12 protein-coding genes are annotated in these 12,701 nt (G+C 61.1%); 6 read left to right on the top strand and 6 right to left on the bottom strand.

Going from position 1 to position 12,701, the window contains the following annotated elements:
- Window positions 1–8 precede the first annotated feature (8 nt).
- Window positions 9–668, bottom strand: a complete 660-nt coding sequence (locus ACFX5Q_RS20235) for a TetR/AcrR family transcriptional regulator (protein WP_404280855.1) — start codon at window positions 666–668, stop codon at window positions 9–11.
- Between the two features lie 85 nt (window positions 669–753).
- Here ACFX5Q_RS20235 and ACFX5Q_RS20230 point away from each other — a divergent pair, with 85 nt between their 5' ends.
- Window positions 754–942, top strand: coding sequence for a hypothetical protein (locus ACFX5Q_RS20230; protein WP_404280853.1), 189 nt, complete (start codon window positions 754–756; stop codon window positions 940–942).
- Window positions 943–1,256: 314 nt separating this feature from the next.
- Here the strand turns inward: ACFX5Q_RS20230 and ACFX5Q_RS20225 are convergent, their stop codons facing one another.
- Window positions 1,257–1,631, bottom strand: coding sequence for a hypothetical protein (locus ACFX5Q_RS20225; RefSeq protein ID WP_404280851.1), 375 nt, complete (start codon window positions 1,629–1,631; stop codon window positions 1,257–1,259).
- 333 nt (window positions 1,632–1,964) lie between these two features.
- Between ACFX5Q_RS20225 and ACFX5Q_RS20220 the strand changes: the two genes are divergently transcribed.
- Both ACFX5Q_RS20220 and galE read left to right on the top strand, forming a co-directional pair.
- Window positions 1,965–3,005, top strand: a complete 1,041-nt coding sequence (locus ACFX5Q_RS20220) for a UDP-glucuronic acid decarboxylase family protein (RefSeq protein WP_404280849.1) — start codon at window positions 1,965–1,967, stop codon at window positions 3,003–3,005.
- The gene (gene galE, locus ACFX5Q_RS20215; RefSeq protein WP_404280846.1) at window positions 3,002–3,988 is read left to right on the top strand and encodes a UDP-glucose 4-epimerase GalE; all 987 of its coding nucleotides are present in this window, start codon (window positions 3,002–3,004) and stop codon (window positions 3,986–3,988) included. Before ACFX5Q_RS20220 ends, galE begins: the two co-directional genes overlap by 4 nt.
- A gap of 209 nt (window positions 3,989–4,197) precedes the next feature.
- Here galE and ACFX5Q_RS20210 read toward each other — a convergent pair whose 3' ends face one another.
- Window positions 4,198–4,767 carry a DUF995 domain-containing protein gene (locus ACFX5Q_RS20210; protein WP_404280843.1) on the bottom strand — a complete coding sequence of 190 codons (570 nt, stop codon included), beginning with the start codon at window positions 4,765–4,767 and terminating at the stop codon, window positions 4,198–4,200.
- Window positions 4,768–5,209: 442 nt separating this feature from the next.
- Between ACFX5Q_RS20210 and ACFX5Q_RS20205 the strand changes: the two genes are divergently transcribed.
- The 3 genes from ACFX5Q_RS20205 to ACFX5Q_RS20195 are packed head-to-tail and all read left to right on the top strand — an operon-like array spanning window position 5,210 to window position 8,184.
- On the top strand, window positions 5,210–6,136 hold the full coding sequence (locus ACFX5Q_RS20205) for a lysylphosphatidylglycerol synthase domain-containing protein (RefSeq protein WP_404280840.1): 927 nt from the start codon (window positions 5,210–5,212) through the stop codon (window positions 6,134–6,136).
- A complete protein-coding gene (locus tag ACFX5Q_RS20200; RefSeq protein ID WP_404280839.1) occupies window positions 6,133–7,182 on the top strand; it encodes a glycosyltransferase family 2 protein in 1,050 nt (349 codons plus the stop codon). Before ACFX5Q_RS20205 ends, ACFX5Q_RS20200 begins: the two co-directional genes overlap by 4 nt.
- 27 nt (window positions 7,183–7,209) lie before the next feature.
- Entirely contained in the window at window positions 7,210–8,184 is a 975-nt protein-coding gene (locus ACFX5Q_RS20195; protein ID WP_404280836.1) for an NAD-dependent epimerase/dehydratase family protein, read from the top strand.
- A gap of 329 nt (window positions 8,185–8,513) precedes the next feature.
- Here ACFX5Q_RS20195 and ACFX5Q_RS20190 read toward each other — a convergent pair whose 3' ends face one another.
- From ACFX5Q_RS20190 to ACFX5Q_RS20180, 3 genes are all read right to left on the bottom strand, one after another.
- Window positions 8,514–10,955, bottom strand: a complete 2,442-nt coding sequence (locus ACFX5Q_RS20190) for a sulfatase-like hydrolase/transferase (protein WP_404280834.1) — start codon at window positions 10,953–10,955, stop codon at window positions 8,514–8,516.
- A gap of 329 nt (window positions 10,956–11,284) precedes the next feature.
- On the bottom strand, window positions 11,285–12,088 hold the full coding sequence (locus ACFX5Q_RS20185; RefSeq protein WP_404280832.1) for a hypothetical protein: 804 nt from the start codon (window positions 12,086–12,088) through the stop codon (window positions 11,285–11,287).
- 84 nt (window positions 12,089–12,172) lie between these two features.
- Window positions 12,173–12,688, bottom strand: a complete 516-nt coding sequence (locus ACFX5Q_RS20180; RefSeq protein ID WP_404280830.1) for a hypothetical protein — start codon at window positions 12,686–12,688, stop codon at window positions 12,173–12,175.
- Window positions 12,689–12,701: the final 13 nt, after the last annotated feature.

The raw sequence follows: 12,701 nt of genomic DNA, 5'->3' as shown, positions 1-12,701 counted from the left end.
GCGCCAGGCTACCTCGAATTGGCGCCGCCAAGGGCGCGCTCCATCTCGTCGAGCAGCATATCGAGGCCGAGATCGAATGTCCGGTCGAAATCGGCGGCGCCGAAATAGCGCCCGGCGGCGGCGACATTCGGGAAATCCCGCGCCAGCTGCTCGTCGCTGACGGTGGTGACCGCCGACGGGCCCTTGGCATAGCCGGCGGTCTCGTCGAGGATCGCACCCATCAGATAGTAGCCGACAGTGCGGAACAGCCGCGCGCTCAGTTCGGGACCGAAGCCTCCGGCCTCGAACAGGCCGAGGATGCCACTCAGCCAGGCGAGGCAAGTCGGCGAATTCATCCGGTAGGTGACCAGGAACGGCGCGAAGGCCGGATGCTCGCTGCCGATACGGAGGAAGTCGTGCATGGCGATGTGCATTCTTTGCCGCCAGGGCAGACCGGCGTCGGGCATTTCGAGCGAGCCGATCAGCCGGTCGACCAAGGCTTCGTGCAGATGCGCCTGCGACGGAAAGTGGTGATAGATGCTCATCGCCTCGCAGCCGAGGTCGGCCGCCAGCTTGCGCATCGAAAAGCCGGCAAGGCCCTCCCTCTCGATCACCCCGAAAGCCGCATCCTCGATCATCTCGCGGGACAGCCGCCCGCGCGTTCGCTTTTTCTTGATCGATGAGTCCATGGTGCCGCTTGACAACTTACACTGTAAGATTAATTTTCCGCATTACCTTACATCGTAAGGCTAACAAACACCAGAGGAGAAAACGATGTCTGCCTATCTCATAGTTTCATCCGCGCATTCCTGCCTTCGCTATGCGTCCGCATCCGTGCTTGCCGCTGCCTGCGCACTCACCCTGACGCTGGCCGCCGCACCTGCCCAGGCCGACGACTATGACGCTGCCATCGAGGACATCCAGTCGAGCGGCGTGCCAAGCTTCGTGAAGCAGTTCCCGTAAACGTTGCATTTCGATCAAACAGCTATCGCTAAAATAACCGACCTCGGCATAATGGAATGTGTCAGCGCCTGCCCAATGATCCGGGGTATGGCCCCGCATGTGATTGAATGAGGGGTTTTTTGATGCGCGAAGTTCATGAGCAGCACAGAGGCCGCCAATGCAGGTTAAATTTCGACAGCGTGAATAGATTTGTGTACAGAGCGCTCGTCATGGGGAGCTTTCTGGCGACATCTTGGCGACAATACTTTACTTCAGGCGAATTGTTTTCTTTCAACTCATCTCAAACCGGAAGCGCAGCTTTGGTCAGCGTGAAGTCATATCCCAAAATTCAAACCAGACCTGTGGCCCGCCCGATCACCAAAAAGCGCATGAACCCATACCTCGGAGCCGCCACGCATATTTGCAGCCCGAGCGGTTTCGGGCAGCAATCGCACTGCTTCCTGCGGGTCCAAAGCCAGACCCCGGCCGAGAATATTTAAAATTTTATCATTTCCCAAGCAGATCGCGCGCCGCCGGGGGCGTATCTGGAAACTCTTCCATGCACGAAAGTCGCCAAACCTTGACTTCCCCTGGCGAATTTTCAGGCGCTGCTTTGCAAGCCTGGCAAATGCGCACCAACCACTTCCGTCTTCCAGGTCTCCTGCCAATGCGATGCTTGCACCGAGGGAGAGACGGTCGACCTCGCCCATGATTAACCACTCGCCAATGAATACGGTTAACGAATCTCTAATTTAGTTGACTATGTTGTCCACAGGTATATTTTTATCTGCGTTGGGTGTGCAATTTGGGCGAGCAATCCGCGATGGTGGCAACCAGACGCGTGGTCGCGATTCAGGGGTATTGAATGCTGAGCGGCAGCCAATAAGCCGTGCGGCACGATCTCCGCTAACTCAGACTATTTACGCACATCATTGATGGCGATTCCGCGCGAGCGGAGGTTTTCGCCACGTTCTTTGGGACGTGGCCGGGCGAAGCTTTGTCCCGGCCTCGGGGTAGCGTTTGGGGCGCGTAAGGGGGATGCCATGAGTAAAGTGATCAAGGTTCTGAAGCCCGGTGTGGGGACCGGCCGGCGGGGCGGCAGTTTCAATCGCGGCCGCGCTCTGGTCGCCGGAGGCGCAGGTTTTCTAGGCTCGCATCTGTGCGAGCGGCTGCTGCGCGATGGCTACGAAGTCATCGCGGTGGACAATTTCCACACCGGCAAGCGATACAATCTCAACGTCCTGCAGCGCGATCCGGGCTTCCTGTGCATCGAGCACGACATCATCGATCCGCTGCCCCGCGACCTCCCGGTCGACGAAATCTACAACCTCGCCTGCCCGGCATCGCCGCCACATTACCAGGCCGACCCGATCCACACGTTCAAGACGAGCGTACTCGGCTCGCTGAACCTCCTGGAACTTGCCCGGCGGCACAACGCCAAGATATTCCAGGCGTCCACCTCCGAGGTCTATGGCGACCCGCTGGTGCATCCGCAGCCCGAAGGTTATTTCGGCAACGTCAACACGCACGGCCCGCGATCCTGCTACGACGAAGGCAAGCGCTCGGCCGAAACCCTGTTCTTCGACTATTCGCGAACCTACGGCATCGATGTGCGCGTCGCCCGCATCTTCAACACCTATGGCCGCCGCATGCAGCCCGATGACGGCCGCGTGGTGTCGAATTTCATCGTCCAGGCATTGCGCGGCGAGGACCTGACCGTCTACGGCAGCGGCCTGCAGACGCGCTCGTTCTGCTATGCGGACGATCTGATCGAAGGCTTCATCCGGCTGATGAATGCCCCCAATGCGCCAGCGCATCCGGTCAATCTCGGCAATCCCGTCGAATTCACCGTCATGGAGCTGGCCAGGCTGGTCATCGACTACACGAATTCCCGCTCGAAGATCGTGCACCGGCCGCTGCCGGTCGACGATCCCAGGCAGCGCAAGCCCGACATTTCCTTCGCCAGGCAGCATCTCGGCTGGGAGCCGCAGGTCAGCCTGAGCCAGGGCCTGGCGCACACGGTGGAGTATTTCGACACCCTGATCTACGGCAGCCGGCCCGTTAAGGAGGCCGCGATGTCATGACACGCCGCCCCATATTGGTGACCGGTGGGGCCGGCTTCATCGGCAGCCACACTTGCAAGCTGCTATCGGCCGCCGGCTACCTGCCCGTGGTCTACGACAATCTTAGCCGCGGCAATGAGAAATCCGTCGCCTGGGGCCCGCTCGTCGTCGGTGACATCCGCGACGGCGAGGCGCTGCGGCAGGCGATCGCGACCTACCGGCCGAAGGCGATCATCCACTTCGCGGCGCTCGCATATGTCGGCGAGTCGGTCCGCGAGCCGGCCGAATACTATTCGACCAATGTGGCCGGCACCATCGCCGTGCTCGACGCGGCGCGCGCAGGCTCCATCCAGAACGTCATCTTCTCGAGCAGCTGCGCAACCTATGGCGTGCCCGAAGCATTGCCGGTGCGCGAAACGTCGTCGCAAAATCCGATCAGCCCCTATGGCCGGACCAAGCTGATGGGCGAGCAGATCATCGGCGATTACGCGGCGGCCTACGGGATGAAATACGCGATCCTGCGCTACTTCAACGCCTGCGGCGCCGATCCCGACGGCGAGCTCGGCGAGTGGCACACACCCGAAACCCACCTCGTTCCCAGGGTGCTGATGGCCGCGTCCGGGATGATCGACGAGATCGAGGTTTTCGGCACCGACTACGACACGTCGGACGGCACCTGCGTGCGCGACTACATCCATGTCAGCGACCTCGCCCGCGCGCATCTCAAGGCGCTCATGCATCTCGAGGCCGGCGGCGAAAACCTGTCGGTCAATCTCGGCACCGGCCGCGGCGTGTCGATCAAGGAGATCCTGCAGGCGGTCAGCCGCATGACCTCGAAATCGGTTCCGGCTGTCTACAGGACCAGGCGACCGGGGGACCCGGCCGAGCTCTATGCCGACCCGGTCAACGCACGCGAACATCTAGGCTTCGTGCCGGAACTTTCCGACATCGATACGATCGTCAGGACGGCCGCGCCCTTCTTCGGGCTGGAGGCAGTCCGATGATGTCACTGCAATGGTTTTTCCCGGTACTTGCCACGGCCTTATGGGCCGCATGGCACGTGAAATGCGCCGGTCAGAAATACCAGCCCGCAAGGCTGGTTGTCGTCCCTGTATGTAGCTTGTCGGGGCGAGGGCTCGCTGAGCTGGAGTGAGGGCTTTAGTCTCAGCGAGCCTGATTTATGCTTGATCCAATGCCTTATTCCAGCCGGGGGCTAGCTCTTGGAATCGACCAGTTTGCGGGTCTCTTCGAATTGCGCGCCTCTGGTGTCGCCTTGCTCGAATTTCTTGTACTCGTCGCTGGGTTCTTCGGCAGAGTGTTTGAAGCTGTACCACCGCCCATCCGGATCCTTGCGCTGCTCGATGTTGCCGCCGTTGATACGGTGGCTAAAACATGTGCGCCCAAGCTTGCCGGCGTAGTCTTTGGACCGCCAGGCGGCTTCCATGCACATCTTGCCGTCCTTTGTGACCAACCACCTGCCTTCCGCGACCCACGCCGAGTCCTGGGACGTCCAGGCCTGCAGGCGCCTGTTGTCCTTGGCAAAGTAGGCCGCGCCATCCTTCCAGACCCAGGTGCGGTTCTGGTAAAGAACTTGCAGCTCATAGGCGGACGGAACAGTGGCCGAGGCATCTGCCTCCGCAGGCGCTTTGTCCTTGGCGGCCGCATTCGCGGTTCCGAGAAGCGCAATCTGACAGCAGATGGCCAGGAGGGGCGCTAGGGATGCGGCACGGCGATGGGGTTGCGCCCCAGATCCCCTTTTGGTTGTCATGGCGAGCGATCGCATTTCGGTATTCGCTTCTCAATGGGGCGGAGTTGGCCGAATATTTCCTGGAAGTGCCCGGGGATTGCAAGGCACTGCCGTTACTACCTGCACACTATTAATCGCCGCGCGAAGAACGATGTCAACCTTTCCGGGAAGGCCGGTCGCGAACGTGGCGAACTCTCGTGACAGACTGCAAAATCAAGGATTTGCGGTGCATGCCGATACTGTCGACGCCCCGTCGGCATGCCCCAAATCCGTCGACGACCAAGTTGGTGGATTCGCGTAGTCTGGTGATCTATAAGACCGCCACACTTCAACGCGGCCGAAAACGTCGAGGCTCATGGTTGCTTCCGCGGATCTGCCAGTGCACTCAACAAACGAGCAGTGCGGGGTACGGGTGCAGCAAAACAATGGGTCCGGCGCCGCCGAGCACTATAGGCCCGCGCAAGCGGCGGAGAATTGGTTGAAAAGAATAGTCTCGATTGCTGTGACGCTGGCGCTGCTGGCCTGGCTCGCCAGCGACTCGCGCTGGAAGATGGTCGGCGATGCCTTCGCCAGCATCACACCCGGCGCATTCGCGGCTGTCGCGCTGGCCCTGTTCGTCACCTATGTGCTGCGGGCGCTGCGCGTCTGCGACGAGTTCCGCGACGAGGTGAACGGCCGTTTCGGCGCCTGCCTGCGCGTCATTCTGATCCACAATGCCATGATCAACGTGGTGCCCTTCCGCGGCGGCGAGACCGCCTTTCCACTGCTGTTGCGGCAGGTCTTCGGCATACCGCTCATGCGCGCCAGCGCCTCGCTGCTGTGGTTCAGGCTGCAGGACGCCTTCGTCGTTGGCGTGCTCGCCTGCCTGGTGTGGCCGGGCCTCAATCCCGCGCTGAGGGCGGCGGGGATCGCGGCGCTGATCGCGGCCGCCTGGTATCTACCGCGATGGGCGCGCGCGCCGCATGACTGGGCGGCACGCGGCAGGATCGTTGCGAAGCTCGGCATGCTGCGCGACATTTTCACCGAGGCGACTGGGCGGTCGCGCTACGGCTGGTGGTGGACGGTCGCCAACTGGGCGCTGAAGCTTGCCGTGCAGGGCTGGCTGCTGGCCATGCTGCTGGGCACGTCTTTCCAGACTGCCTTTCCCGGGACCGTCGGCGCCGAGGCCGCAGCCATTCTTCCAGTGCAAGGCGTCGCCGGCTTCGGCACCTATGAGGCGGGAGCGGCGGCTGCGCTGCTCTATTCCGGCATTGCCATCAAGAGTGGCCTGCAGGCGGCGCTGGCACTGCATCTGTTCATCTTCTGCTCGGCCATCGCGACGGGCGCGATCGCATGGCTGTTCCCCTCGAAATCGACCGTGCCGGGAAACCCGGCCGTCGGCTCTGCAAGGAAGTCATCGCCATGAACGTATTGCCCATCCCCGCTTCGGGACTGCCCGAGGGCGCGGTCATGCCGGACCACACGCTGTCGATCGTCGTTCCCATGTACAACGAGGCCGAAAACGTCGAGCCGCTGCTGGCGCGCATTCACCAGGCGATGGAGCATTACAGCCAACCGTGGGAGGTAGTGCTGGTGGACGACGGCAGCACCGACGCGACGCCAGGCGAGATCAAGCGCCTGGCGGCGCATTACGGCCCGCATGTGCATGCGGTCGAGCTGGTGCGCAACTACAAGCAGACGGCGGCGATGCAGGCAGGCATGGACGCGGCACGCGGCGAGGTCATCGCCACGATCGACGGCGACCTGCAGAACGACCCCTTCGACATCCCGCGCATGGTCTACCGGCTGCTGACCGAGGATCTCGACCTGGTGGTCGGCTGGCGCAAGGACCGCCAGGAAGGGCTTTTGATGCGCAGGCTGCCTTCGCGCATCGCCAACTCGCTGATCGCGCGCGTCACCGGCGTGCGCCTCAAGGACTATGGCTGCAGCCTCAAGGTCTATCGCGGCAACGTCATCCGCAGCGTCAGGCTCTATGGCGAGATGCACCGCTTCATCCCGGCCTGGCTCGCCACAGTGACGACACCACGGCGCATCGCGCAGGAAGTGGTGACGCACCATGCGCGGATCCACGGCCAGTCCAAGTACGGCATTTCGCGCACCTTCAGGGTCGTCCTCGATCTGGTCTTCATGTATTTCTTCATGCGCTATCGCACGCGGCCCGGGCATTTCTTCGGCGGCATCGGCATCGTGCTGGGCGCGCTGGGCTCGCTGATCCTTACCTATCTGTTCGGCCTGAAGCTGTTTTTCGGCCAGGACATCGGAACGCGCCCGATGCTGTTCACCGGCTTCTTCCTGCTCATCGCCGGGGTGCAGATGGTGACGTCGGGCGTGCTGGCGGAAATGCTGGCGCGCGTCTATCACGAGGCGAACGGGTCGTCGGCCTATGTCGCGCGTCCGCAATCGGCGCCCGGTGAAAATGAAGGCGACGGCTGGTATCGCCCCAGCCGGTGACCCGATCGCAAAGCTCTGGGGGGTTCTATGTCGATAGTTGTGACCGGTGCCGCGGGCTTCATCGGCAGTCATGTCTGCCAGCGGCTTCTGGACCGCGGCGACGAGGTCGTCGGCGTTGACAACATGAACGCTTATTACGATCCGGCGCTGAAGGTAGCGAGGCTCGCCCGGCTTTCCGGCAGGACGGGATTTTCGTTCCACGAGCTGGACGTTGCCGAACCGGGCGTCCTGGCCGCGGTGCTTGGCAAGCGGCCGGTCCGCAAGATCGTGCATCTGGCAGCCCAGGCGGGCGTGCGCTATTCGCTGGAAAATCCGCGCGCCTATATCCATGCCAACATTGCCGGCCATCTGGAAATTCTCGAACTCTGCCGGGCTGCGCCCGACATCGAGCACCTCGTCTACGCCTCGTCGAGCTCGGTCTATGGCGGCAACACCAAGGTGCCGTTCTCGGAGAGCGACCGCGTCGACGACCCGGTGTCGATCTACGCCGCGACCAAGAAGGCCGACGAGCTGATGAGCTCGACCTATTCGCATCTGTTCGGCCTGCCGCAGACCGGCCTGCGCTTCTTCACCGTCTACGGCCCGTGGGGCCGGCCCGACATGGCGAGCTGGATCTTCACCGAGGCGATGCTTGCGGGCACGCCGATCCGGGTCTTCAACCATGGCGAGATGTGGCGCGACTTCACCTATGTCGACGACATCGTCGACGGCGTCGTCGCCGTCCTCGACAAGCCACCAATCGGCGGGCACGCCCTCTACAATATCGGCAACAGCCAGCCGGTCCATCTCGGCCGTTTCATCGACACGCTGGAAAGCTTGCTCGGGGTCAAGGCGATACGCCACAACGAGCCCATGCAGGCCGGCGAGGTCGAGAAGACCTATGCCGACACCAGTGCGCTGGAGCGGGATTTCGGCTTCAAGCCGAAGGTGCCGATCGAGGAAGGTTTGCGGAATTTCGTCGACTGGTATCGCCAGGAATGGCGGCCGGAGGGCAAGAGGTAGCGGGCAGAGCCTGCGCCAACCTCTTGCCCCCGGCTCGCGCCCCCCGGCTGAAAATCAGTAACGTGAACGGCAGCTCGACCGCTGGCCAAAGCCGCTCGGGCTGCAGATCCATGGCGAGCGGCGACAGATTCACGCTGATCGCCTTTTGCGCCGTGTGAACAGCCCTTTCCTTCCGCGAGAATATTAGACGACGCTTATTAAGATTCAGGCAAGCGGCGTGGTGAGCACGGCCCTTCGCCGCTGCGCCGGATATTATTAAAATGCGATCGATTGGTTTGCTGCGCGCCTCAAAACGCGATCCGTGCGACGCGCTTCAGGTGTGCCCAGTTCTACACGCATCCCTCGACGAAGGGGCCGTTGATCCATAGCGAGCCACTGTTGTACATGCTGGTCCCGCTGCCGTCGGTGCGACCTGTCGTTTCCTTGTCGACGTGCAGCCTGCTGTTTGGCACCAACTGACCGTTCACCTTGATGCTCTTGATGAACAGGTTGCGATCGCCCCCGTTGCCCTGCCCCGCCCACAGATCATTGGCAAAACGAAGCTCGATGAAATGCGGGCTCGGCACTGCGCTGAGGTCGACAAAGAATGGCTGCGCATCGGTCGACGCCGCCTGCATCTCCGCACCGATCTCGTCGGGCGTTACGGCCTTGCTCTGCCTGCCCGAAACGGCAATCTGGGCCACGGGCTTGCCGTCGACCAGAACGTCCAGGCGCGGCGGCCCCTGGAATTCGGTGCCGGCAGCGTCGATCTCCAGGCTGGTGACGGTGCAACGCCCAGCGTCTTTCGCCGCGTCCGCGACCAGGTTGGCCACGCGCTGCCGCTGCGACTGCACCCATCCGGCGATGGGCTGCAGCAGTGCGCTGCGGTCGCCCGCATCGACCTTGAAGAGGTTGGTTCGTTCGTCGGGATCGGCCTTGAGGTCATATTCCTCGACCTTGCCGGTGGTGGCGTTGAAGATGACCTTTCGATCATTCTCGCGATAGCCGAACAGGAAACCAGCCCAGGGATTGAAGAAGAAGGTCTTGTTCGGCCGTTGCTGGCTGAACAGGCTGCGCCCCTGCCACTGCTTCGGCAGCGGAAGTCCGAGTATGTCGAATATGGTCGGGGCGACATCGACGATGCCGCCGACCGGATGCGCGACCTCGTCGTGGAAAAGATGCTTGTTGATCATGATGAGCGGAATGTGGACGTTCTCATCGTAGATCGCGCTGGCATGAACATAGTCGCCGTGCTCCCCGAACGCCTCGCCGTGGTCGCCCAGTATGACGACAAGCGTCGAATCGAGCTTGCCGGACTGCTTCAGCGATTCAAGGATCTCGCCAAGCGCCGTATCACCGACCTTCAGGGCGTTGAGGTAGGCATTGAATTTTTCATCATCCGAGTAGTGGACCAGCCCGTTGTCGTGGCTGGAAGGCGCCATCTTCGAAAACATCGGGCTGTCGGTGATGTAAGGATAGTGGGTCATCGCCGTGAACATGATGCCGAAGAAAGGATTTCCCGAATCCTTGTTCATCCAGTCGATGATCGACTGCGCCGTGCAGAGATCACTGTTGTAGTCCATGTTCTTCCACTGCTCGGAGCTGAGCTTGAAGGTCGGCGTGGTGCATTTCTGCCCCCGGTAATCCTGAATCGTGTCCAGCCCCTTGTTCAGCAGAAACTCATCGACCCGCTGGAAGCGGGAATCCGCGCTCCAGAAAAACCCGGTGCGAAAGCTGTGTGCGGAGAGCGTATTGGAGATCGAATCCAGCGGCAGGTAGGGATACCTGGTGGTCATGCCATAGTATGAAATGTCGTTGTACATCGAGGTGAGCAGAGAAAATATCGAGTAATGCGTGGAAGGGGCATGCGCGTATATATTGTCAAATCGGATGGAGTCCCCTGCGTAGCTCTTTATGTTTGGAGTGACGGGATATTGGCCGCCAAACGTCTCGATATATTTGGACGGAACCGACTCCATCATGAAGATCAGCACGTTCTTGATCGGGTTTGGCGTCGGCGCCTTGAAGCTCGACGTTTCCGGCGGACGCTCACCGACGCTGGCGACATCCGGGTCGTTGGTGGAAGCGTTCATGGTCAGCACGACTGGCGTCGGACTGAGCAGGGCCGATTCAACGAAATACAGGATCGGATTGTCGATCTTGGCCGCCGGCAGCGCCTCCGCGCGCACGTGGTATCCAGTACCGACCAACGCCGCGCCGACACCCAGGACGAGCGCACCCAGAAAGACCCTGTGGCCGGTGGCGCTCAGGCGCAGACACACTCGGGCCGCGGCGTAGCCAAGAACGAGGACCAGAACGATGGACCCGGAAACGGTCGCGAAGTCCCGGATGTTAAGCGCGTCGCCCATGGCGTTCCTGGCGTCGGCATTCTGGAGGAAGTCGCCATAGACCAGCCACTGGAACGTGAATGGCTCGCCCAGCATCTTGACGAGATTGATGTTGGCAAATCCCCAGCCGAGTGACACCAGGATGACAAGGTAGAACAGGAAGGCGACGACGGTGGAAGCGAGGCGGCTGGCCTTTGCCAGGAAAAGCAGGAACACGGCCACAGCGGTCAGCGAGGCAATGACGATTAGATCGTAGTAGCTTGCTGCCAGCCCCTTCGGAATGGACGCCAGAAGGCCCTGGATCGTTGTCTGCGGATCGACGATGGCGCTTCGGTAGGCACCCAGAAGCAACCACGACAACAGGGCCGTGCAGATAATTTGCAGGCACATGCGCTGGAAGCGCATGTCTCGCGACAAAGACCTGTCCGCCTTCGATTCCGTCAAGCCGCTCTCAGGTCGGCTCGCCGACCCCATGCTGCCGCCGATGTTCATACAAATACCCGCCGCCAGTTTGCGCTCCGGCCCATTCACGGCCGATACGTTCAAACCCCCGCTGCCAGAATCCGCCCGAGCTAAAAAAGAGTCAACAAAATCAAGTGTTCGTTAACCACGTCTCTTGAGAACTGGTTAACCGAATGCGTTGAATGCCGATGTGTTTTTGCGGCCGTCGGCAGGTTCAAGCCTCTGCAGGAATTGGAAAGCCGGCGAATTTCCGACACCGCAAGACATGCGCGACGATCGTGCCCTCGCCGATGGACGTCGCCGCCCGGACTTCACCCGAACGCGTACAGAGCTTCCGAAGAAATGGCTCTGAAATAAGCGGTGAATTCCCAGTAATTCTCGATGCGCTCGACAAACGGGCGCGGTGGTGGCTTCACGATATCGATCTCGAAATGGTCCAGGCGCTGGTCGCCGCCGAGATAGGCTATGATCGCGTTGCCAACCAGAGGGTCGGCGATATCACTATAGTGGATCGGGAAATACGGCTGCCCGGTTTCGAACAGGACGGATTTGATCTTGGTCCGGAACAGGTTCAGGTCGCGGAGATACTCATTGAACCGGTCGATGTCGAAATGCACTTTTTGCCGGTAGGCGCCGGCTGGCAACGGTTCCGAGGCATGAAGAACCCAGACTCCGGAAGCCTCGGCCTCAAGCAATGAAACAAAGGATGCCACCGGGTTCCTGAAGAGCCAGAGCTTCTTGATGCTCTCATCTTCGAGCACGGGAAGAATGGCGGGGCGCGTCTGCTCGGGAAAAATGTGAAAGCCGACAAAGCGGGCCGCCGGATCGTCGAAAATCCGCGCAATGAACTGCTCGGGTTCGGCATCCCGCACGTCGACGCTTTCCCGCGGCAGGTTCATCTTCTCGTGGTAGTCGTGGCGCAGTCCGACGAAACCAGAATTGAAGACCTCGCCGTGCATCACCATCCCGTCATACTGGTTGAGATGGCGGTTGAGTGCCTGGGAACCGGTTCTTGGCGATGCGATCAGCACGAACTTTTGACGAGACTGCATTCGCACCAGGCCCTGATACAACGAAGACGTGCCCGAAAATACACAAATGACCTGTTCATTCAATTCTCAGCTGCACATGAATCAACAACGGCGGGCGCTATCGAGCTCGCCCGCCGTCGCGATACTTTTCAGCACCGGCTCTTGCGATCAGCCGCCACGCAGGCGTGTCGGACCCAGGTTTGCGATGGCCATACGCTGTTCGGACGGACAGGTTGGCAGGTAGCGGCTGGCATCCGCGTATGTCATGGTCGCAATGGAGCCCTTGAGCCCACCGCGTTTCGCGATCCAGCTGCGAACCCAGCCTGGGTAGTTCTTCATCATGAAATTCGCGGCTACCTGGTTGCCCCGCGCCCCGGCGCCATAGGGCAGGTGGAAGCCGAATGACGCCCTCTGTGTGACACACGCTTTGCCCTTGGGCATGGCCAGGTAAAGGGTGCAGGCCGAGTCGCACGCGCCGTTGAAGCGCACAAAGCCGCCGCTGCGGCGCATTTTCAGCACACGGATGGCATAGTCGATCACATAGCCGCCGCGATCGCCGCTGATCGTCTTGACGTTGGCAGTGCCGAGCTTGATGCTTGGGCGCAGCAATTCACCTGCGGTGCTTGCCGAGACCAGTGCGCCCATCAAACCGAGCGCGCCGAGAAACTTCATTGTCGTTTTCATTTGCGCCTCCTGC

The sequence above is a fragment of the Mesorhizobium sp. IMUNJ 23033 genome, from assembly GCF_044778005.1.
Taxonomy (GTDB): Bacteria; Pseudomonadota; Alphaproteobacteria; order Rhizobiales; family Rhizobiaceae; genus Mesorhizobium; species Mesorhizobium amorphae_A.
Note: the sequence above shows the minus strand (reverse complement) of the source record. Positions and strands in the feature narration are given on the sequence as shown.

Coding starts and splice junctions, on each gene's coding strand:
- ACFX5Q_RS20235 (WP_404280855.1), bottom strand. CDS start 668: ATGGACTCATCGATCAAGAAAAAGCGAACGCGCGGGCGGCTGTCCCGC.
- ACFX5Q_RS20230 (WP_404280853.1), top strand. CDS start 754: ATGTCTGCCTATCTCATAGTTTCATCCGCGCATTCCTGCCTTCGCTAT.
- ACFX5Q_RS20225 (WP_404280851.1), bottom strand. CDS start 1,631: ATGGGCGAGGTCGACCGTCTCTCCCTCGGTGCAAGCATCGCATTGGCA.
- ACFX5Q_RS20220 (WP_404280849.1), top strand. CDS start 1,965: ATGAGTAAAGTGATCAAGGTTCTGAAGCCCGGTGTGGGGACCGGCCGG.
- galE (WP_404280846.1), top strand. CDS start 3,002: ATGACACGCCGCCCCATATTGGTGACCGGTGGGGCCGGCTTCATCGGC.
- ACFX5Q_RS20210 (WP_404280843.1), bottom strand. CDS start 4,767: ATGCGATCGCTCGCCATGACAACCAAAAGGGGATCTGGGGCGCAACCC.
- ACFX5Q_RS20200 (WP_404280839.1), top strand. CDS start 6,133: ATGAACGTATTGCCCATCCCCGCTTCGGGACTGCCCGAGGGCGCGGTC.
- ACFX5Q_RS20195 (WP_404280836.1), top strand. CDS start 7,210: ATGTCGATAGTTGTGACCGGTGCCGCGGGCTTCATCGGCAGTCATGTC.
- ACFX5Q_RS20180 (WP_404280830.1), bottom strand. CDS start 12,688: ATGAAAACGACAATGAAGTTTCTCGGCGCGCTCGGTTTGATGGGCGCA.